This is a genomic window from Kluyvera sp. EC_51 (genome assembly GCF_019584505.1).
In the GTDB taxonomy this organism is placed as follows: Bacteria; Pseudomonadota; Gammaproteobacteria; order Enterobacterales; family Enterobacteriaceae; genus Kluyvera; species Kluyvera sichuanensis.
Map to the genome: position 1 here is coordinate 140,961 of NZ_VDAG01000122.1, position 19,928 is coordinate 160,888.

The window sequence follows — 19,928 nt, forward strand, 5'->3', positions numbered from 1 at the left end:
GGATATTACGAGAACCAGCTGCCGAACCACTCGTGGAATTTCATCAGCACGAAGTCCATCATGCGGCTGAAGAAGCCGCCCTCTTCGACCGCTTCCATCACGATCAGCGGACGCTGCTCAATGGTTTTGTCGTTAAGCTTGAAGTCGATGGTGCCGACCACCTGGCCTTTAGTTAACGGCGCGGTCAGCTGCGGCTGGCTTAAGGTATAGCTGGCCTTCAGGTTTTTCAGCTGGCCTTTCGGGATGGTCACCGAACCGGCTTCCCCTGCCCCAAGGTTCACTTCACTCTTATCACCAAACCAGACGCGCTGGCTGATAAAAGTGGCATCCGGCTTGATTGGCGTAACGGTTTCATAGAAACGGAAGCCCCAGGTCAGCAGCTTCTCCGACTCGTTAAAACGCACGCGGTCGCTCTTGGTACCCAGCACCACCGCAATCAGGCGCATATCGCCCTGAGTGGCCGAGGACACCAGGTTATAGCCCGCACCCGCCGTAGTACCGGTTTTCACGCCATCAACGTTGAGGTTCGAACTCCACAGCAGACGGTTGCGGTTTGGCTGGCGGATGTTGTTGAAGGTGAACTCTTTCTCTTTATGTACCGCATACTCTTCCGGCACATCGTGAATCATCGCTCTGGTCAGCAACGCCATATCGCGCGCGGTGCTGTACTGCCCAGGCGCATCCAGGCCGTGAACGGTTTTGAAGGTGGTATTGGTGAGGCCGATTTTCTGCGCATAGCCGTTCATCAGGCTGACGAAGGAGTCCTGGCTGCCGGCAACGTAGTCGGCAATGGCGATGCTGGCATCGTTGCCCGACTGGATTATCACCCCTTTATTGAGGTTCTCAACGGAAACCTGCTCGCCGGGCTTGAGGAACATCACCGATGAGCCGCGCAGCGCCGGGTTACCGGTGGCCCACGCGTCACGTCCGATGGTCACCATATCGGTGAGCTTGATTTTATTCGCCTTCAGCGCCTGACCGACCACGTAGCTGGTCATGATTTTTGTCAGGCTGGCCGGGTCGAGCTTCTCATCGGCATTGCCCTCTGTCAGGACCTTACCGCTGGCGTAATCCATTAATATAAAAGCACGGGCGTCGATTGCTGGCGCGTCCGGAAGTTGTTCCGCCGCCTGCACCGCCGGTGCCACTAAAAGTAAAAGCGCTGAGCCTGCCATCAGACTCTTGAAGGAGTTAGCGTTACACATCATAAAAGCCACCCAAGTATCCATTCCCAAAAACACGCCACGACAGTACCGTGCTGCACCAGGCCGTGAGTAATAACGTAGAAACTCTCTTAAAGAAACAGTGAGTTGGTAAAGTTTTTTAAGTTTACGCAAGATCACCTGATTGTGCTGAAAACCTGACATTTTTTTTGATCGAGATTGCGTAAGCGTTTACTTTGGCCCACATTTAATCTCTGCTAAATAAACGGGAGTGGTCATGATTACGCTGTGGGGAAGAAATAACTCAACGAACGTGAAAAAAGTGCGCTGGACGCTGGCAGAGCTTGGCCTGCCGTATGAGCAAATTATGGCGGGCCAGGGATTTGGCGTGAACCGCGACTCGGCCTATCTGGCACTTAACCCTAACGGCCTGGTACCGATGCTAAAAGACGGCGACGACGTGCTGTGGGAATCAAACTCCATCGTACGTTATCTGGCGGCGCAGTACGGCGCCGAGAGCCTGTGGCAGGCGTCGCCGGTTCAGCGGGCAAAGAGCGAAAAGTGGATGGACTGGGCCAACGAAACCCTCTCGCCGGTGCACCGTAAAATCCTCTTCGGGCTGGTGAGAACGCCGGTAGAGCAGCGTAACATGGCCGAAATCAATGCGGCGATTGAAGCCTGCAAACCGCTGCTGGCAATCCTCGACAACACGCTGGCGAACCAAACCTGGCTTTCCGGTGAGCAGTTTGGCGTGGGCGATATCGCCGTGGCGCCATTTGTCTATAACGTGCTGGAAACCGTCAAAACCTGGCCGTCACTGCCACATCTTGAGCGCTGGTATCAGCAACTGGCACAGCGTCCGGCGTTCCGCGACGTGGTGATGATTCCGGTGAGTTAAACCACTCAGGTGCGCTGGCTACTCCCGCGCACCTGCAGTTTCCCCACCAGCCGGACATGCGCCGCCGTATCATCCCCCTCACACAGGTAGTTCACCGCCATTCTTCCCAGCTCGCTATAGGCTAGCTGCACGCTGGTCAGCGCCGGAGTCAGTTGGTGCGCAATACGCTGATCGTCATAACCACACACCAGCACGTCGCGCGGAATAGCAATATTGAGCGTGGCGAGCGCCTGATAGCAGCCAAGGGTCATCCAGTCGCTGGCGCAGAAAATAGCCTGCGGCGGTTCCGGCAAGCGCATCAGCTCAAGCGTGGCGTTAAAGGTGGCATTCAACGACCAGTCAGTCGGTTTAATCAGCGTGTCGTCCACCGCGATCCCGGCCTGCTCCAGCGTCTGGCGATACCCTTCGAGGCGCAGCACGCTGGCATCCATCCAGTCATCGCCCATGATATGCGCAATACGCGTGATGCCCTGCAACAGCAGATGGCTGACTATCTGGCAGGCGTTGGCGCGGTCATCAGGCAGAAAGGTCGGCAGCAGCGGGCGCTGCGGGTCGTACTGGTTTAACAACACCACCGGCTTATGAATAAGCGCGTCGAACGGCGAGAAATCAAAGGCGCGGGTCACCGGGCTTGCCAGAATAACTCCCGCACAAGCACGCTGATCCAGCTGACGCAGAATATGCGCCGCCATCTCCAGATCGTCGCCATAGTCATAAACGGTCAGTAGAGTATCCCGCTGCCAGGCGGCGGAGACGGCATCGCTAATGGCCTCGACGAAGGGGTCATAGTTCGGCATTCCGCACAGCAGCAGGGCAATCTCCTCCTGCCCTTCCTGACGATGAGGCACGATAATCTTTTGATAGCCAAGCGCCGCCGCTGCCGCATAGACGCGGTCGCGGGTGGCTTCACTCAGGCGAATCGCCCGGCTATTGTTGAGCACCAGAGAGACCGTTGCCTGCGAAACGCCCGCTTCCCTGGCAATATCACTCATCGTTATTTTGTTTTTCTTCGCCATGTTCACTCCTTGTCGCCGCCGACTATAGCACAGTTACCCCACGCTTTTTTTGTGAACAACCCGACAGTTCAACCGCGTCAGGATTGCGCCTTGCGCCTGAGTTAATAAATATTAGCTAATAATTATTATCAAGGAGAAAAAATATGCACTCACAATGGCGCGAATCACAGGCACAGGCCTGGTATCAACAGCATGGTTGGGCATGCGGCTTTAACTATCTGCCGCGCAGCGCGGTCAACTGGACCGAAATGTGGCAGGCGGAGACTTTCGATGTGCAGACCATCGACCAGGAGCTGGGCTGGGCCCACGGCTACGGCTATAACGCGCTGCGCACTAACCTGCCGTTTATCGTCTGGGAAGCCGACCGTGACGGCCTGCTGGCACGCATCGACGCCTTTTTAGCACTGGCGAAAAAACACCAGATTCAGGTGATGCTCACCCTGATGGACGACTGTGGTTTCTCCGGCGATGAGCCGTACCTCGGCCCGCAAAAGCCACCGCGCGAGGGCGTGCACAACAGCCAGGCGGCGGCAAGCCCCGGTCGGGCCATCGTGATGGACCCAAGCCAGTGGCCACGCATTGAAGCCTACGTCCGCGACGTACTCAGCCGTTTTAAGGATGATGAGCGCATCACCATCTGGGATCTCTACAACGAACCGGGCAACCGTGGCATTAACCTGTCAGCGACCGAATCGGCCGAGTATGACCAAGCGCTGGAGACCTTCGCACTGGAGCTGATGACCGCGACCTTCGGCTGGGCGCGTGAAGTGGGCCCAAGCCAGCCGCTCACCGTGGGCGCGTGGCATATTGATCACCCCCAGTACGGCACGCTACAGCACCCGATTGATATCGCCGCGTTGCGGTTATCCGACATCATCAGCTACCACAACTACAACAACGCCGCCCGCCAGCTCGGCGTGCTGGAAAGCCTGACGGCCTATCAGCGCCCGATACTGTGCACCGAATGGCTGGCGCGGCACATGAACTGCACGTTCAGCGAGCAGTTGCCGCTGTTCTGCGCTTTCGATACTGGCTGCTATCAATGGGGGCTGGTGCAGGGCAAAACGCAGACCTGGATCCCGTGGACCAGCGTCAACAGAGATCATCCCGACCCCCAATCGCTGTGGTTCCACGACGTGCTGACACCCGACGGCAAACCGTGGTGTGAAGAAGAAATGCAGCTGGTGAAAGCGCTGACCGGCTATCGCAAGACGCATCGTTAATTGTGATACACGGAGGATTCATCCATGAAAAAGTCAGCCTTGTTCCTGCTTGCCTGCTGCGGTTTCGGTGCGATGCCTGTCGCGCACAGCGCCGATCAGGTGGAACTCCGTTTTGCCTGGTGGGGCGGTAAGGCCCGTAATCAGGCCACCTTAAAGGCGCTGGACGCCTTTGAGGCTAAATATCCCAATATTAAAGTGAAGGCGGAATACACCGGCTGGGACGGGTTCTACTCGCGGCTGACCACGCAGATTAACAGCAACACCGAAGCCGACGTGATTCAGACCAACTGGAACTGGCTGACGCTGCTGTCCAAAACCGGCGACGGTTTTTACGATCTCAACAAACTGAGCCAGCCCATCGGCCTCGATCAGTTCTCCCCCGCCTCACTCGCCAGCACGACGGTGAATGGCAAGGTCAACGCCATCCCGGTTTCCGCCAACGTAATGCTGTTTTATTACAACGCCGCCACCTGGAAAAAAGCCGGCGTGCCGCTGCCGAAAAGCTGGGAAGACCTGCTCAAAGCCGGGCCGGTGTTTAAAGAGAAGCTCGGGGATAACTACTATCCGCTGATCCTGACCGAGCAGGATTCGCTGCTGCTCCTGAACTCCTGGGTCTATCAGGGGAATCAGAAACCGATGGTGGATGAGAAGACCCGTAAACTCGGCTGGAACCATGACGATCTGGTACAAGCCTTCACCTTCTATCGTCAACTGGTGGCGGCGCACACCGTGCCGGACTCCCGCACGATGGCCTCATTCGGCAAAGGCATTGCCTATGAAATGAAGCCGTGGATTAACGGTGAATGGGGCGGTATCTACAACTGGAACGTGATGTACACCGCCGAGTCGCAGAACCTGAGTAACCCGGCAGACCTGGTGATGGGCGATTATCCGATGCGCGAAGGCGCCAAAGATGCCGGGCAGTTTAATAAGACCGCGTTGATGCTTTCCATCAGTAAAAATACCCGCCACCCGCAGGAAGCGGCGCTGCTGATCAACTTCCTGATGAGTGAAAAAGAGGGCGTGGTGCCGGTGGGGTTAGAGCGCGGCGTGCCGCTGAGTAAGGCCGGGGCGCAGATCCTGCGCGATGCCGGGTTACTGAAAGAGGACGATCCGGTGCTGACCGGGCTGACGCAGTCCGCCGCGTTGCCAAACCACGCGAAAGCGCTGCCCTATCTTGAAGACCCGCAGTTCACCGCCCTTTTCCTCGCGGCGCTGCAAAGCATCGACTACGGCAAAGCCACGGTAGACCAGGCCGCCACCCACTTTGAAGAGCAAGCGAACCGTATTCTGCGGCGAATCATGCGCTAAGGGAGAAGATCATAGACAGGGGGACGGCTGTCCCCCTGATTTCAAGCGTGAGTCATTGGTGATTCAGCATCCAGCTTACGAATGCTGGTCGTCAACGCCGTCAGGCAGCGCTCCAGGGTTTCCACGTTAACCGCAATATAGGACGGGCAGTCGTAGCGCCCCGTCATCAAGCATACGGCAGCGGATGCTAAAGCCTCACCCGCCTGCCGCATCATTTCCAGTTCGTTCAACGAACTACACCGCTTAAGCGGCACAGCGTTACCCCGTAGTTCGCCACACAGTTCGAGCAGGTTAGTACGCAGATGATCGTTATCACCGACTGACATATACCCCTTTGCCTTTCGAAGCTGCAAATAGGCATCAAGGTCAATTCGCGCATTGATGAGTCGCCTCATCATCTGGCGTTTCAGTTTGCTATCCGTCATGCATTTACCTCCCTTGCCACCCATTGGCTCTTTCATTATGAGATTGCTTAACGAAAGAAATGCTGCGCGATATCAACAATTCATCATTCATAACACTTTTAACAAAATAGCAATGATTTTAAGGCGCACTGAGAGGGCAAACGGGCAGTAGAGCACTCACGTAACCGGACTACCTGTTACAGTAACCCGGTCATATTCTGAATTTTCCCCTTAGCCCCCCCTCCTCTTCTTGTATGAAAACACCGTAATCTTTACTATAGTAATAGTTACCAGGTTGAGGTGAATCATGGCTATCTATAAGGCAAAACGATTCAACCAAAACACCAAAAAGCCTGGCATCACGGACGACGTGCTATTGAAAGCTGCCGAAGATATCAAACAGGGTGTTTGGGAAGCGAATTTAGGCGGAGGGGTAATCAAAAAACGCCTGCCTCTGCAGCAAGGCAAAAGTGGTGGCGCAAGAACCGTCATCTTTTTCAAATACGATCGACATATTTTTTTCTACGATGGTTGGGCGAAAAATAGTGTCAGCAGTGGAAATGGCAAAGAAATAGAAGATGACGAACTTATTGCTTATCGAAAATTGGCTAGCGCGTTTTTAGCCTTCACTGATACGGATATTGCAAAACTCCTGACCACCGGTTTTTTAGTTGAGGTAGATAAATGACTAACAAACTCAAAGCAATGCTTGATGACGCTAAAGAGCTTAACGCACTTGGCCTTATGCCAGAGGGCGACGTTGCTGAAATCAGTAAGCTTTTAAAAGCGCGCGAGCTTAAAACACGTATTGCCGCCGTTAAGATGATGTCTGGTGAAGAGATTAAGGCGGTTCGTGCCCGTTTCGGCATGTCTCAGTCTATATTGGCGCACACGCTGGGAATGTCTAAAGAGAGCGTGTCCAAATGGGAGCGCAACGAAATCAAACCCAGCGGCCCAGCGCTGCGCATTCTCAATACTCTGGCGGCTAAAGGCCCAGAAGTGTTCACCAAGTAAACCAGCGCTAGCCCGGCCTGGTATTGCAAAGCCGGGCTCTCAGTTTGACTACCCTTTCAGCTTCGGATCCAGCGCGTCGCGCAGGCCATCACCCAGCAGGTTAAATGCCAGCACCGTCAGGAAAATCGCCAGCGCCGGGAAGACTGCGACGTGTGGCGCAATCACCATATCCGCGCGCGCTTCGTTGAGCATCGCCCCCCATTCCGGCGTCGGCGGCTGTGCGCCGAGGCCGAGGAACGACAGGCTGGCGGCGGAGATAATCGACACCCCGATACGCATGGTGAAATAGACCACGATAGAAGAGACCGTGCCGGGCAGAATATGCTGGAACAGGATCACGCGGTCGCTGGCGCCGATGCTGCGCGCCGACTCGATAAAGGTTTGCTGCTTCAGCACCAGCGTATTGCCGCGCACCAGGCGGGCAAAGGCCGGAACCGAGAAAATCGCCACGGCGATAATCACGTTGGTCATGCCGCTGCCCATAATCGCCACCACGGCAATCGCCAGCAGGATGCCGGGGAAGGCAAACAGCACGTCGCAGACACGCATGATGATACGGTCCCACCAGCCTTCGTAGTAGCCCGCCAGCAGCCCGAGCACGGTGCCAATCAGCGAGCCAATCAGTACCGCAAATACGCCCGCGGTAAGCGAGATTTGTGCGCCCACCAGCACCCGGCTGAAAATATCGCGCCCTAATGAGTCTACGCCGAACCAGTGGATCAGCGATGGGCCGTCGTTCAGGCGGTCGTAGTCGAAGTAGTTTTCCGCATCAAACGGCGCAATCCACGGCGCCACCACCGCCACAATAATCAGCAGCAGAACGAAAATACCAGAGGCCATCGCCACCGGTTGCTGACGAAAGCGTCGCCAGAATTCTCGCCACGGCGTGCGTGGCGTGCCCGCTTGCATCACCGGCATGGCGTTAAGCGCCGCCTGCCGACGCCAATTGAATAATCGCACGTTATTTATACCTGATAGCCGGGTTAATGGCGGCGTAGAGCACATCCACCACTAAGTTGATAAGAATAAACTCCAGCGAAAACAGCAGCACCTCGGCCTGAATCACCGGGTAATCACGCATCTCCACCGAATCCACCAGCAGGCGTCCAAGCCCCGGCCAGTTAAAGACTTTCTCTACCACAATCGAGCCGCCGAGCAGAAAGCCAAACTGCAGCCCCATCATCGTCACTACCGGGATCATGGCGTTACGCAGCCCGTGTTTCAGCACCACCACTTTTTCGCTCACCCCTTTGGCGCGGGCGGTACGCATATAGTCTTCATTAAGCACGTCAACAAACGAGGCGCGGGTAAAGCGCGCCATCACCGAGGCCACGGCGGCACCGAGAGTGATTGACGGCAGAATGTAGTGCTGCCAGCTGTCGGCGCCCACGGTCGGCAACCAGCCAAGCTCAACGGAGAAAATTTGCATCAGCAGCATCCCCAGCGCAAACGCAGGGAAGGAGATCCCGGTAACCGCCAGCGCCATGCCGAGACGATCCGGCCAGCGGTTGCGCCATACGGCGGCGGCAATCCCCGCGGCCATGCCAAAAATCACCGCCCAGACCATGCTGGCGAGGGTCAGTAAAAGCGTTGGCAGAAAGCGGCTGGCAATCTCTTCGGATACCGGGCGGCGTGACACCATTGAGATGCCAAAATCGCCCTGCACGGCGTGGGTGATGTAGTGCCAGAACTGAACGTACAGCGGCTGATCCAGCCCCAACTGCTGACGAACCATCGCGATAACCTGCGCGTCCGCTTCCGGCCCGGCAATCAGTCGCGCCGGGTCGCCGGGAAGCAGATGGACAAATAAAAACACCAGCACCGCCACGATAAACAGCGTCGGGATCAGGCCGAGCAGGCGTTTAAGAACATAGTTAAGCATGACTCTCCTTGCCGTAAGCTCCCTGCGCCATCATGACGCAGGGAGACCTCGCTTACTTCAAATCCGCATCGTCAAAGCTGAAGCCCGTGTCCGGCATAATGTAGAACCCGGTCAATGACTTGCTGTGCGCCGAAACCAGTTTCTCTACCACCAGCGGCACCCACGGCGACTCTTTCCAGATAATATCCTGGGCCTCTTGGTAGAGCCGCGCTTTTTCTTTCGCATCCGTCGTTTGCAGCGCCGCCGTCAGGTCTTTATCCACCTGCGGGTTGCTGTAGAACGCGGTATTAAACTGGGTTGGCGGCCAGTTAGACGAGGCAAACAGCGGCGACAGCGCCCAATCGGCTTCGCCCGTCGAGGCGGACCAGCCAGTGTAGAACATTCTCACGCCGCTCTCTTTCTGCCCTTTCGCTTCCACTTCCGCCGCGCGCTGACCGGCATCCATCGCCGTCACCTGTGCCTTAATACCAATTTGCGCCAGCTGCTGCTGGGTAAACTGCAGCACCTTCTGCGCGGTACTGTGGTTGTGCGACGACCAGAGCGTGGTGCTAAAGCCGTCCGGGTAGCCCGCTTCTTTCAGCAGCGCTTTTGCTTTTGCCGGGTCGTACGGCCACGGCTGATACTGCTGAGCGTAGGCGATAGACGGCGGCACCACACCAGTAGCCGGTGTGGCGTAGCCCGCGAAGGCCACCTTCACCAGCGCCTGACGGTTGATGGCGTAGTTAATCGCCTCGCGCACCTTCGGGTTATCAAACGGCTTTTGCGTCACGTTCATGCTGATATAGCGCTGCATGATGGATGGGCTCGCCACCAGTTCAAGCTGGCTGTTTTTGGCCAGCAGCGCCGCCTGCTCGTAAGGAATGGGGAAAGCAAACTGCGCCTCGCCGGTTTGCAGCATCGCGGCACGCGTGTTGTTATCAACCACCGGACGCCAGGTAATAGAGTCCAGCTTCGGTAGCCCTTGCTGCCAGTAGCCAGCAAACTTGCTGACCTTAACGAAGTCAGTCTGGTTCCAGGTATCGAGCTTATACGGCCCGGTTCCCACCGGATGGAAGCCAATTTCATTGCCGTATTTCTTCAGCGCCGCCGGGGAGATCATCGCCGTTGCCGGGTGGGCCAGAATATTGATAAACGCCGAGAACGGCTGCTTCAAGGTGATCTTCACCGTCTGGCCGTCAACGACCTCGGTTTTATCGATATTTTTATACAGGTTATAGCGCTTGAGGTGGCTATCCGGGTTGCTGGCGCGATCGAGGTTAACCTTCACCGCCTCGGCGTTAAAATCGGTGCCGTCCTGGAATTTGACTCCCTGACGTAGCTTCAGAGTGTAGACCTTGCCATCGTCAGAAACGGTGTAGCTTTCCGCCAGTACGTTCTGCAGCTTCATCTCTTTATCAAGACCAAACAGCCCCTGATAGAAGGATTTCGCCACCGCCTGCGACAGCGTGTCGTTGGCATCATATGGGTCAAGCGTGGTGAAGTTGGAGCCTACCGCCACGACCACATCTTTTGCCGCGAACGCGGGAGAAGCCGCCAGCGCGGAAGCCACGCCCAGTGCGACCAGCCATTTACGTGAAACGCGTTGTGTCATGTTGTCCCCTGCCTATGGTTTTATTATCTATTGGTCAGCGCACTGCTAGCCGGCTCCCTGGCGACATAGTGCCCCGGTGAAACCTGTTGCAAATTAATGGGTTCGACTTCTTCACCCCGTTTGTAGATATTGCCCGGCAGATCGTCCGACAGCAGCACGCGCTGCGGCCGCCGATGGGCCGGGTCCGCCACCGGTACGGCGGCGAGCAGCTTACGGGTATACGGATGCTGCGGGTTTTCAAACACCGCGCGGCGCGGGCCAATTTCCACGATGCGCCCACGGTACATCACCGCCACACGGTGGCTGATGCGCTCGACCACCGCCATATCATGCGAAATAAACAGAAATGCGATGCCCATCTCCCACTGTAGCGACAGCAGCAGATTGATGATCTGCGCACGAATCGAGACGTCCAGCGCCGAGACCGATTCATCGGCAATCACCACCTTCGGGTTCAGCGCCAGCGCGCGGGCAATACAGATACGCTGTCGCTGACCGCCGGAAAACTCATGCGGATAGCGCCACGCGTGCTCCGGCTGTAGGCCCACGCGCTGCAATAGCCACTCCACCCGCTGCTGTAGCGCCTCGCCCTGCAACGCGCCATGAATGCGCAGCGGCTCCATAATCGAGAAGCCGACGGTGTGGCGCGGGTCGAGCGAGGCGTACGGGTCCTGGAAGATAAACTGAATATCGCGGCGCAACGGCTGAAGCTGATGCGCCGAGAGCGTATCAATGCGCTCACCGTTAAAGGTAATGGTGCCGCTTTGCGACTCCACCAGCCGCAGCAGCGCTCGCCCGGTGGTGGATTTTCCGCAACCGGATTCGCCCACCAGCGCCAACGTCTCGCCAGGCCATAAATCAAAACTGACGTTTTCTACCGCGTGCACTTCACGAGTGACGCGGTTCAGAATGCCACCGCGCAGCGGGAAACGCGCCACCAGATTGCGCACCTTGAGGATCGGCTTACCTTCGACAACGGTGTCTTGCTGCTGCGGTTCACTCTCCGGTGCATTGAAATCCGGGAAGCTTTTAGGATAGTCGCTACCGCGCATCGCTCCTAGACGTGGGACGGCTGCCAGCAAGCGGCGCGTATACGGGTGCTGCGGCGCGGTAAAGATCTCGTCCACGCGCCCGCTTTCGACCACTTCACCCTGATGCATCACCAGCACCCGGTCGGCGATTTCTGCTACTACGCCCATATCGTGAGTGATAAAAATCACCCCCATCGACATCTCTTTTTGCAGCACGTCGATAAGCTGCAGGATCTGCGCCTGAATCGTCACGTCCAGCGCGGTGGTGGGTTCGTCGGCAATCAGCACCGCCGGGCGGCACGACAGCGCCATCGCAATCATCACCCGCTGGCGCATGCCGCCGGAAAGCTGATGCGGGTAGCGTGACAGCATGGCCTGCGCTTCCGGAATACGCACCTTATCGAGCATTTTTTTCGCCTCGGCCAGCGCCTCTTCGCGCCCAAGCCCCTGATGCAGACGAATAGACTCGGCAATTTGCTCGCCGATGGTAAACACCGGGTTCAGCGAGGTCATCGGCTCCTGGAAGATCATGGCGATGTCGGCACCGCGCACGCTGCGCATCTGCGCAGGTGTCTGCTCCTGAAGATCAATGACCTCGCGGTTGCGTCGACGCAGCAGCAGGCTATCCATGTTCACCTGGCTGCCGGACTGCTCCAGCAGGCGCATTAATGCCAGCGCCGTGACCGATTTCCCCGAGCCGGACTCCCCCACAATCGCCAGCGTTTCACCGCGATTAAGATGAAAAGAGAGCTGATGTACGGCGCGCACGGGCTGCCCGTCCTGACGAAACGTCACGTTCAGGTTTTCAACGCTCAGCACCTGCGCGCTATCAAGCTCAGCGGAATGCGGCACGGTAACTCCTTCTATTCCTTATAAATGCCAATGGTCGGTGTGTCACCGGCGTAGGCCCAGGCGCGATACATGCCTTCGCTGTTAAACGGCAGTACCACATTACCTTCGCGGTCGATGGCAATAAGGCCACCGCTGCCGCCCAGTGCGGGCAGCTTTTCCATCACCACGCGCTCACAGGCCTCATAAAGACTGAGATTGCCGTACTCCATCAACGCGGCAATATCATAGGCCGCGAGCGTGCGAATAAACACCTCGCCGGTACCGGTACAAGAGACCGCAACGCTGGCATTATTGGCATAACAGCCCGCCCCCACCAGCGGGCTATCCCCCACTCGTCCCGGCAGCTTATTGGTCATACCGCCGGTCGACGTTGCCGCCGCCAGGTTGCCGTTGAGATCCAGGGCCACAGCACCCACCGTGCCCATCTTTTGCTGCTCATCCAGTGGAGCCGCATCATGGTCGAGAATAAAGTCGCCGTTGCTGCGGGCCACCAGCAGCTGCTGGAAGCGTTCATCGGTGGAGAACAGCGAATTATTCACCAACTCGATTCCCTGCGACTGCGCAAAGGCTTCCGCCCCCTCGCCAATCAGCATCACGTGTGGACTATTTTCCAGCACGCTTCTGGCCGCCAGCACCGGGTTGCGCAGATGTTTTACTCCGGCAACGGCCCCCGCCTGCAGCGAATAGCCATCCATCACGCAGGCGTCCAGCTCATGCGTCTCTGCCGAGGTGAAGACCGCGCCAATCCCGGCGTTAAACAGCGGACATTCTTCAAGCTGACGTACCGCTTCGGTGACCGCATCCAGCGCGCTCGCGCCGGACTCCAGCATGCCCTGTACGCTTTCGACGATGTCGGAAAGCGCGGTGACGTATTGTTGTTCTTTTTCTGCCGGCAGTTGGCTGCGGCTAATCGCGCCAGCCCCGCCGTGTATTGCAATGACTGCCTTGCCCATTAAGCGATCCCTTACCTCATTTTCTTTATAGATATCATTATAGTGCCTCTGTTCCTATATCAATTTTGAATATAGAAATAGCATCCCGCATAGTGAGGTACACCACAGGTGGCATACTGTCGGTAAGGCTTTTCTGCCATAATGTGCGCATTCGAACGTTTCCCGCAGGAGTTTACCCATGGATTTTACCGCCGGACTGATGTCGCTTGATACCGCGTTGAGCCGAATGCTTGATCAGATTACCCCGCTGCACGAGCGCGAGTCGGTACCGCTGCTGAAGGCTTTTGGTCGCATTACCGCGAGCGATATCGTCTCCCCGTTGGACGTACCGGGTTTTGATAACTCGGCGATGGATGGCTATGCGGTGCGTCTGGCCGACCTCGCGGCGCAGACGCCGCTGACGGTGGCAGGTAAAGCTTTTGCCGGTCAGCCGTTCCACGGTGAATGGCCTGCCGGTACCTGTATTCGCATTATGACCGGCGCGCCGGTGCCTGCGGGCTGCGACGCGGTGGTGATGCAGGAAGAGACAGAGCAAACTGACGACGGCATTCGTTTTACCGCCCACGTTAAAGCCAACCAGAATATTCGCCGTCGCGGTGAAGACATCGCCAACGGCGCGGTAGTGTTCCCTGCCGGAACTCGTTTAACCGTCGCCGAACTGCCGGTGCTGGCATCACTCGGCATTGCTGAGGTAGACGTGGTGCGTAAAATCCGCGTCGCGCTGTTCTCCACCGGCGATGAGCTGCAGCTGCCGGGCCAGCCGCTGGGCGATGGACAAATCTATGACACCAACCGTCTGGCGGTGCACCTGATGCTGGAACAGCTGGGCTGCGAGGTGATTAACCTCGGCATCATCCGTGATGATCCAGAGCAACTGCGCCAGACCTTTATCCAGGCTGACCAACAGGCCGACGTGGTAATCAGCTCTGGCGGTGTTTCCGTCGGTGAAGCCGACTACACCAAAACCATCCTCGATGAGCTGGGTGAAATCAGCTTCTGGAAGCTCGCCATCAAACCGGGCAAACCGTTCGCCTTTGGTAAGCTTAACCACAGCTGGTTCTGCGGCCTGCCGGGCAACCCGGTTTCTGCGGCGTTGACTTTCTACCAGTTGGTGCAGCCACTGCTGGCGAAGCTGAGCGCCGGTAGCGTAGCCACCCAGGCACCACGTCTGCGCGTACGCACCACCGACCGTCTGAAAAAATCACCGGGCCGCCTCGACTTCCAGCGCGGTCTGCTGACCCGCAATGAAAACGGCGAACTGACCGTCGCCACCACCGGTCATCAGGGTTCCCACATCTTCAGTTCGTTCAGCCAGGGCAACTGCTTTATCGTGCTGGAGCGCGAACGCGGTCACGTTGAGCCGGGCGAATGGGTAGAGGTAGAGCCGTTTAACCATCTGCTGGGAGGCCTGTAATGGCAGCGGAGCTTAGCGATGCGGAGATGATGCGCTATAACCGGCAAATCATCCTGCGCGACTTCGATTTTGACGGTCAGGAGCGGCTGAAAGAGGCCCGCGTGCTGGTCGTCGGCCTCGGCGGGCTGGGCTGCGCGGCCACGCAGTATCTGGCGGCCGCAGGTGTCGGCGAGCTGACGCTGCTCGACTTCGATACCGTTTCGCTCTCCAACCTACAGCGCCAGACGCTGCACAGCGATGCCACTATCGGTCAGCCGAAGGTGGACTCTGCGCGCGAGGCGCTGGCGCGTATTAACCCGCACGTTAGGCTGAATACGCTAAATGCGATGCTGGAAGAAGCGGCGCTGTGGGCGCAGATTGCCGAACACGACCTGGTGCTCGACTGTACCGACAACGTGACCATTCGCAACCAGCTCAACGCGGGCTGTTTCCAGCACAAAATCCCGCTGGTTTCCGGAGCGGCAATTCGTATGGAAGGCCAGATCAGCGTCTTTACGTACCAGGAGGGCGAGCCGTGCTACCGCTGCCTGAGCCGCCTGTTCGGCGAGAACGCATTAACCTGCGTGGAAGCCGGGGTGATGTCACCGCTGGTTGGCGTGATTGGCGCAATGCAGGCGATGGAAGCGATTAAGGTGCTGACCCATTACGGGGTGCCCGCAGCGGGGAAAATCGTGATGTATGACGCGATGCGCTGTCAGTTCAGAGAGATGAAGCTGATGCGTAGCCCGACGTGTGAGGTGTGCGGGTAGGCTTCGGCGAATCCATCGTAGCCCGGCCGAGCGAATGCGACGCCGGGAATCAGCTCCGCCCCGCCCCGGGGTCGGCATAAATGCCTCGCCCGGGCTACGCGCTACAGCGACGTACGTCCAAACGCCGTCTGCCAGTCCTGCTCAAACTTCGCCACCGCCGCATCAACCGCCGGGTAGCTAATCAACTGCTGCGCCACATCGAGCGGCAGCGTGATTGACTGGCAACCCGCCAGCAGGCAGTCCAGCGCCTGACGCGGTGTTTTAAAGCTTGCGGCCAGCACTTTTGCCTGCGGCGCATGCAGGGTCAGCAGATCCTGTAATTCACACACCGTCTGAATACCGTTGCCCCCCTGGGCATCTACGCGGTTGACGTAGGGCGCCACGTAATCAGCCCCCGCCAGCGCCGACAGCAGCCCCTGCGCTGCGCCGTACACGGCGGTACCGAGCGTCGGGATCCCCTCCGCTTTCAGCAGCTTAATCGCCGCCAGACCTTCCGCCGTCACCGGCACTTTCACGACCAGATCGGGAATAATCGCCCGCAGCTTATGTGCGTCCGCCACCATGCCATCCGCTGTGGTCGCCATCACCTGGGCAAACAGGCAGCCTTTACCGCCCATGGCATCCAGCAGTTCCGGCAGCAGTGCGTCCAGCGGCGTCTTACCTGCCGCCACGATACTTGGATTAGTGGTCACGCCAGCCAGCGGGAAAACGCGCGCCAGCTTCTTCACTGCAGCGACGTCGGAGGTGTCGAGATAGAGTTCCATGATGTGTCCTTAAACCGTGATATTGAGCATGGAATAACACTACCACAGCAAAACCTCTTCTTAAGTTGACTCACGTCAAGATAACTTTCATTCGAAAGCATTTTAATCTTTATACGAAAGAAGAGGGCAGCATATGATTTTCAATATTCAGCGCTATTCCACCCACGATGGCCCAGGCATCCGCACCGTCGTCTTCCTGAAAGGATGCTCGCTCGGCTGCCGTTGGTGCCAGAACCCCGAGAGCCGCTCCCGCGAGCAGGATTTGCTGTTCGACCCGCGTCTGTGCCTGGACGGCTGTGACCTGTGCCAGAAAGCCGCGCCGTCGGTGATTGAACGTGCGCTGAACGGGCTGGTTATCCATCGGGAAAAACTGGATGACAACCATCTTTCCACACTGACCACCTGCTGCCCGACGCAGGCGTTAACCGTCTGCGGTGAAGCAAAAAGCGCTGAAGAGATCATGGCAACCGTGCTGCGCGACAAACCGTTTTATGACCGCAGCGGTGGCGGCATGACCCTCTCCGGTGGCGAGCCGTTTATGAACCCGGAGCTGGCGCTTGCGCTGCTAAAAAGCGCGCACGACCAGGGGATTCATACCGCCGTTGAGACCTGCCTGCACGTACCGTGGCGCTACCTTGAACCCGCGCTGCCCTATATCGACCTGTTCCTGGCCGACCTCAAGCATGTCGATGAAGCACGTTTCAAGCAGTGGACCGACGGCTCAGCGAAGCGCGTGCTGGATAACCTGAAGCGGCTGTCAGCCGCCGGTAAACAGGTCACGCTGCGCGTGCCGCTGATTCAGGGCTTTAACGCTGACGAAACCTCGATTAAAGCCATTACCGATTTTGCCGCCGACGAAATGCCCGGCGTGCGCGAGATTCATTTTCTGCCTTACCACACGCTCGGCATCAATAAATATGCCCTGCTCGGCCTTCCCTACTTCGCACCCGATAAGCCGCTGAATGACCCTGAGCTGCTGGATTTTGCTCAACAGTATGCCGGTGAAAAAGGGTTAACAGCGACACTACGAGGATAAAACGATGACCACTCTGAAACTCGATAAACTGACCGACCGCATTCAGGCCCACAAAAACGCGCTGGTGCATATCGTGAAGCCACCGGTGTGCACCGAACGTGCGCGTCACTATACCGAAGCCTATCAGCAGCATCTCGACAAACCGATCCCGGTACGCCGTGCGCTGGCCCTGGCCCATCACCTCGCACAACGCACTATCTGGATCAAACACGACGAGCTGATCATCGGCAACCAGGCAAGCGAAGTGCGCGCCGCGCCTATCTTCCCGGAATATACCGTCAGCTGGATTGAAAAAGAGATCGACGACCTGGCCGATCGCCCAGGCGCTGGCTTTGCGGTGAGCGAAGAAAACAAACGCGTGTTACACGAGGTATGCCCATGGTGGCGCGGCCAGACCGTACAGGACCGCTGCTACGGCATGTTCACCGACGAGCAAAAAGCGCTGCTGGCGACCGGCATCATCAAAGCCGAAGGCAACATGACCTCCGGCGATGCCCACCTGGCGGTGAACTTCCCGCTGCTGCTGGAAAAAGGCCTCGACGGTATGCGCGCTAAGGTAGCCGAGCGCCGCACCCGCATTAACCTGACCGTACTAGAAGACCTGCACGGTGACCAGTTCCTGAAAGCGATTGATATCGTACTGGACGCGGTGAGCCTGCATATTGAACGTTTCGCTGAACTGGCACGCAGGATGGCCGCCGAAGAGATTCGCGAAAGCCGCCGCGACGAACTGCTGGCAATAGCAGAAAACTGCGATGTGATTGCCCACGAGCCGCCAAAAACCTTCTGGCAGGCGCTGCAGCTGTGCTACTTCATCCAGCTGATTCTGCAAATTGAGTCCAACGGCCACTCGGTGTCGTTTGCCCGCATGGACCAGTATCTCTACCCGTACTACCGTCGCGACGTTGAGCTGGAACAGACGCTGGATCGCGAACACGCCATTGAGCTGTTGCACAGCTGTTGGCTGAAGCTGCTGGAAGTGAACAAGATTCGCTCCGGCTCGCACTCTAAAGCGTCCGCCGGTAGCCCGCTGTATCAGAACGTCACCATCGGCGGTCAGAAACTGGTGAACGGTGAAGCGCTGGACGCGGTGAACCCGCTCTCTTACGCGATTCTCGAATCCTGCGGCCGTTTGCGTTCCACTCAACCTAACCTGAGCGTGCGCTACCACGCGGGCATGAGCAACGATTTCCTCGACGCCTGCGTGCAGGTAATTCGCTGCGGCTTCGGCATGCCGGCGTTCAACAACGATGAAATCGTTATCCCGGAATTTATTAAGCTCGGCGTTGAGCCGGAAGATGCCTACGACTATGCGGCCATCGGCTGTATCGAAACCGCCGTCGGCGGCAAGTGGGGTTACCGCTGCACTGGCATGAGCTTTATCAACTTTGCCCGCGTAATGCTCGCGGCGATGGAAGGCGGCCGCGATGCCACCAGCGGCAAGGTATTCTTGCCGCAAGAGCACGCGCTGTCGCAGGGCAACTTCGCCAACTTCGATCAAATGCTGGCCGACTGGGATACCCAGATTCGCTACTACACCCGCAAATCGATTGAGATTGAGTACGTGGTCGACACCATGCTGGAAGAGAACGTGCATGATATTCTGTGCTCGGCGCTGGTTGACGACTGCATTGAACGGGCGAAAAGCATCAAACAGGGTGGCGCGAAGTATGACTGGGTTTCCGGCCTGCAAGTCGGTATCGCCAACCTCGGCAACAGCCTGGCGGCGGTGAAAAAGCTGGTCTTCGATCAGGGGCTGATTGGTCAGCAGGAGCTGGCAAAAGCGCTAGCGGAAGACTATGACGGCCTGACCCATGAGCAGCTCCGCCAGCGGTTGATCAACGGCGCGCCGAAGTACGGCAATGATGATGACAGCGTCGACACCCTGCTGGCTCGCGCTTACCAGACCTATATCGATGAGCTGAAGCAGTACCACAACCCGCGCTACGGTCGTGGCCCGATTGGCGGCAACTACTACGCTGGCACGTCCTCTATCTCTGCGAACGTACCGTTTGGCGCACAGACCATGGCAACGCCGGACGGCCGTAAGGCCAAAACCCCGCTTGCCGAAGGGGCCAGCCCGGCTTCCGGCACCGACCATCTTGGGCCAACGGCGGTGATTAGCTCGGTTGGGAAGTTGCCAACCTCGGCGATTCTTGGCGGTGTGCTGTTGAACCAGAAGCTGAACCAGGCAACCCTTGAGAACGAAAGCGACAAGCAGAAGCTGATGGCGCTGCTGCGCACCTTCTTCGAAGTACACAAAGGCTGGCATATTCAGTACAACATCGTGTCGCGCGAAACGCTGCTGGAAGCGAAGAAACACCCGGATCAGTATCGTGACCTGGTGGTGCGCGTGGCAGGGTATTCGGCGTTCTTTACCGCGCTATCGCCGGATGCGCAGGACGATATTATTGCGCGTACGGAACATACGCTGTAGGTCGATACTTTTCCCTCTCTCCCCTGGGGAGAGGGAACCGATCGACGTTGTCGATAAGCAGGTAGCCCGGGCGAACGCATGTACGACCGGATACATAGGTAACACTTCAGACCGGGAACATAGGTAACACTTTCCTAGTCTATCCGGATAATACTACGGCTTTTCCGGTCATAGTAAGCAAGCGTTATAC

18 protein-coding genes are annotated in these 19,928 nt (G+C 57.6%); 9 read left to right on the forward strand and 9 right to left on the reverse strand.

The features are described 5' to 3' along the window. Window positions 1–5: 5 nt before the first annotated feature. Window positions 6–1,208, reverse strand: coding sequence for a serine-type D-Ala-D-Ala carboxypeptidase (dacC, locus tag FHC49_RS24135; protein ID WP_220441043.1), 1,203 nt, complete (start codon window positions 1,206–1,208; stop codon window positions 6–8). A gap of 232 nt (window positions 1,209–1,440) precedes the next feature. Here dacC and FHC49_RS24140 point away from each other — a divergent pair, with 232 nt between their 5' ends. Beyond that, window positions 1,441–2,061, forward strand: a complete 621-nt coding sequence (locus FHC49_RS24140; RefSeq protein WP_220441044.1) for a glutathione S-transferase family protein — start codon at window positions 1,441–1,443, stop codon at window positions 2,059–2,061. Between the two features lie 5 nt (window positions 2,062–2,066). Here FHC49_RS24140 and FHC49_RS24145 read toward each other — a convergent pair whose 3' ends face one another. Next, window positions 2,067–3,077, reverse strand: a complete 1,011-nt coding sequence (locus tag FHC49_RS24145; RefSeq protein WP_220441045.1) for a LacI family DNA-binding transcriptional regulator — start codon at window positions 3,075–3,077, stop codon at window positions 2,067–2,069. Between the two features lie 143 nt (window positions 3,078–3,220). Here FHC49_RS24145 and FHC49_RS24150 point away from each other — a divergent pair, with 143 nt between their 5' ends. Together FHC49_RS24150 and FHC49_RS24155 are read left to right on the forward strand one after the other, a co-directional pair. Then, window positions 3,221–4,300, forward strand: a complete 1,080-nt coding sequence (locus FHC49_RS24150; RefSeq protein ID WP_220441046.1) for a cellulase family glycosylhydrolase — start codon at window positions 3,221–3,223, stop codon at window positions 4,298–4,300. 24 nt (window positions 4,301–4,324) lie between these two features. Next, window positions 4,325–5,611, forward strand: coding sequence for an ABC transporter substrate-binding protein (locus FHC49_RS24155; RefSeq protein WP_220441047.1), 1,287 nt, complete (start codon window positions 4,325–4,327; stop codon window positions 5,609–5,611). 41 nt (window positions 5,612–5,652) lie between these two features. Here FHC49_RS24155 and FHC49_RS24160 read toward each other — a convergent pair whose 3' ends face one another. Continuing rightward, window positions 5,653–6,036, reverse strand: coding sequence for a biofilm formation regulator BssR (locus FHC49_RS24160; protein WP_185666660.1), 384 nt, complete (start codon window positions 6,034–6,036; stop codon window positions 5,653–5,655). Window positions 6,037–6,322: 286 nt separating this feature from the next. Between FHC49_RS24160 and FHC49_RS24165 the strand changes: the two genes are divergently transcribed. Continuing rightward, complete coding sequence (locus FHC49_RS24165; RefSeq protein WP_220441048.1) at window positions 6,323–6,703, forward strand: type II toxin-antitoxin system RelE/ParE family toxin; 381 nt, start codon at window positions 6,323–6,325, stop codon at window positions 6,701–6,703. Continuing rightward, window positions 6,700–7,029: a DNA-binding transcriptional regulator gene (locus FHC49_RS24170; RefSeq protein ID WP_185666662.1), complete on the forward strand. Its 330-nt coding sequence runs from the start codon at window positions 6,700–6,702 to the stop codon at window positions 7,027–7,029. The genes FHC49_RS24165 and FHC49_RS24170 overlap by 4 nt, the downstream gene beginning before the upstream one ends. Before the next feature lie 48 nt (window positions 7,030–7,077). Here FHC49_RS24170 and gsiD read toward each other — a convergent pair whose 3' ends face one another. Genes gsiD through iaaA form a run of 5 tightly spaced genes read right to left on the reverse strand, consistent with a single transcriptional unit; the run spans window position 7,078 to window position 13,338 of the window. After that, a complete protein-coding gene (gsiD, locus tag FHC49_RS24175; protein ID WP_185666663.1) occupies window positions 7,078–7,989 on the reverse strand; it encodes a glutathione ABC transporter permease GsiD in 912 nt (303 codons plus the stop codon). 1 nt (window position 7,990) lies between these two features. Then, window positions 7,991–8,911 (reverse strand): glutathione ABC transporter permease GsiC, encoded by a 921-nt coding sequence (gene gsiC / locus FHC49_RS24180; RefSeq protein WP_185666664.1) that lies wholly within the window; start codon window positions 8,909–8,911, stop codon window positions 7,991–7,993. 52 nt (window positions 8,912–8,963) lie between these two features. Then, the gene (gsiB, locus tag FHC49_RS24185) at window positions 8,964–10,502 is read right to left on the reverse strand and encodes a glutathione ABC transporter substrate-binding protein GsiB (RefSeq protein ID WP_220441049.1); all 1,539 of its coding nucleotides are present in this window, start codon (window positions 10,500–10,502) and stop codon (window positions 8,964–8,966) included. Window positions 10,503–10,525: 23 nt separating this feature from the next. Further along, entirely contained in the window at window positions 10,526–12,385 is a 1,860-nt protein-coding gene (gsiA, locus tag FHC49_RS24190; RefSeq protein WP_220441050.1) for a glutathione ABC transporter ATP-binding protein GsiA, read from the reverse strand. 11 nt (window positions 12,386–12,396) lie between these two features. Further along, window positions 12,397–13,338: a beta-aspartyl-peptidase gene (iaaA, locus tag FHC49_RS24195; RefSeq protein WP_185666667.1), complete on the reverse strand. Its 942-nt coding sequence runs from the start codon at window positions 13,336–13,338 to the stop codon at window positions 12,397–12,399. A gap of 178 nt (window positions 13,339–13,516) precedes the next feature. Here iaaA and moeA point away from each other — a divergent pair, with 178 nt between their 5' ends. Together moeA and moeB are read left to right on the forward strand one after the other, a co-directional pair. After that, window positions 13,517–14,752, forward strand: a complete 1,236-nt coding sequence (gene moeA / locus FHC49_RS24200; protein ID WP_220441051.1) for a molybdopterin molybdotransferase MoeA — start codon at window positions 13,517–13,519, stop codon at window positions 14,750–14,752. Then, a complete protein-coding gene (gene moeB / locus FHC49_RS24205; protein WP_220441052.1) occupies window positions 14,752–15,501 on the forward strand; it encodes a molybdopterin-synthase adenylyltransferase MoeB in 750 nt (249 codons plus the stop codon). The genes moeA and moeB overlap by 1 nt, the downstream gene beginning before the upstream one ends. Before the next feature lie 101 nt (window positions 15,502–15,602). On the opposite strand, the gene fsa is transcribed toward moeB, so the two are convergent. Further along, the gene (gene fsa, locus FHC49_RS24210) at window positions 15,603–16,265 is read right to left on the reverse strand and encodes a fructose-6-phosphate aldolase (RefSeq protein WP_220441053.1); all 663 of its coding nucleotides are present in this window, start codon (window positions 16,263–16,265) and stop codon (window positions 15,603–15,605) included. A gap of 133 nt (window positions 16,266–16,398) precedes the next feature. On the opposite strand from fsa, the gene FHC49_RS24215 reads away from it, so the two are divergent. Both FHC49_RS24215 and FHC49_RS24220 read left to right on the forward strand, forming a co-directional pair. After that, complete coding sequence (locus FHC49_RS24215) at window positions 16,399–17,301, forward strand: glycyl-radical enzyme activating protein (RefSeq protein ID WP_220441054.1); 903 nt, start codon at window positions 16,399–16,401, stop codon at window positions 17,299–17,301. Between the two features lie 4 nt (window positions 17,302–17,305). Next, window positions 17,306–19,738, forward strand: a complete 2,433-nt coding sequence (locus FHC49_RS24220) for a formate C-acetyltransferase/glycerol dehydratase family glycyl radical enzyme (protein ID WP_220441055.1) — start codon at window positions 17,306–17,308, stop codon at window positions 19,736–19,738. Window positions 19,739–19,928: the final 190 nt, after the last annotated feature.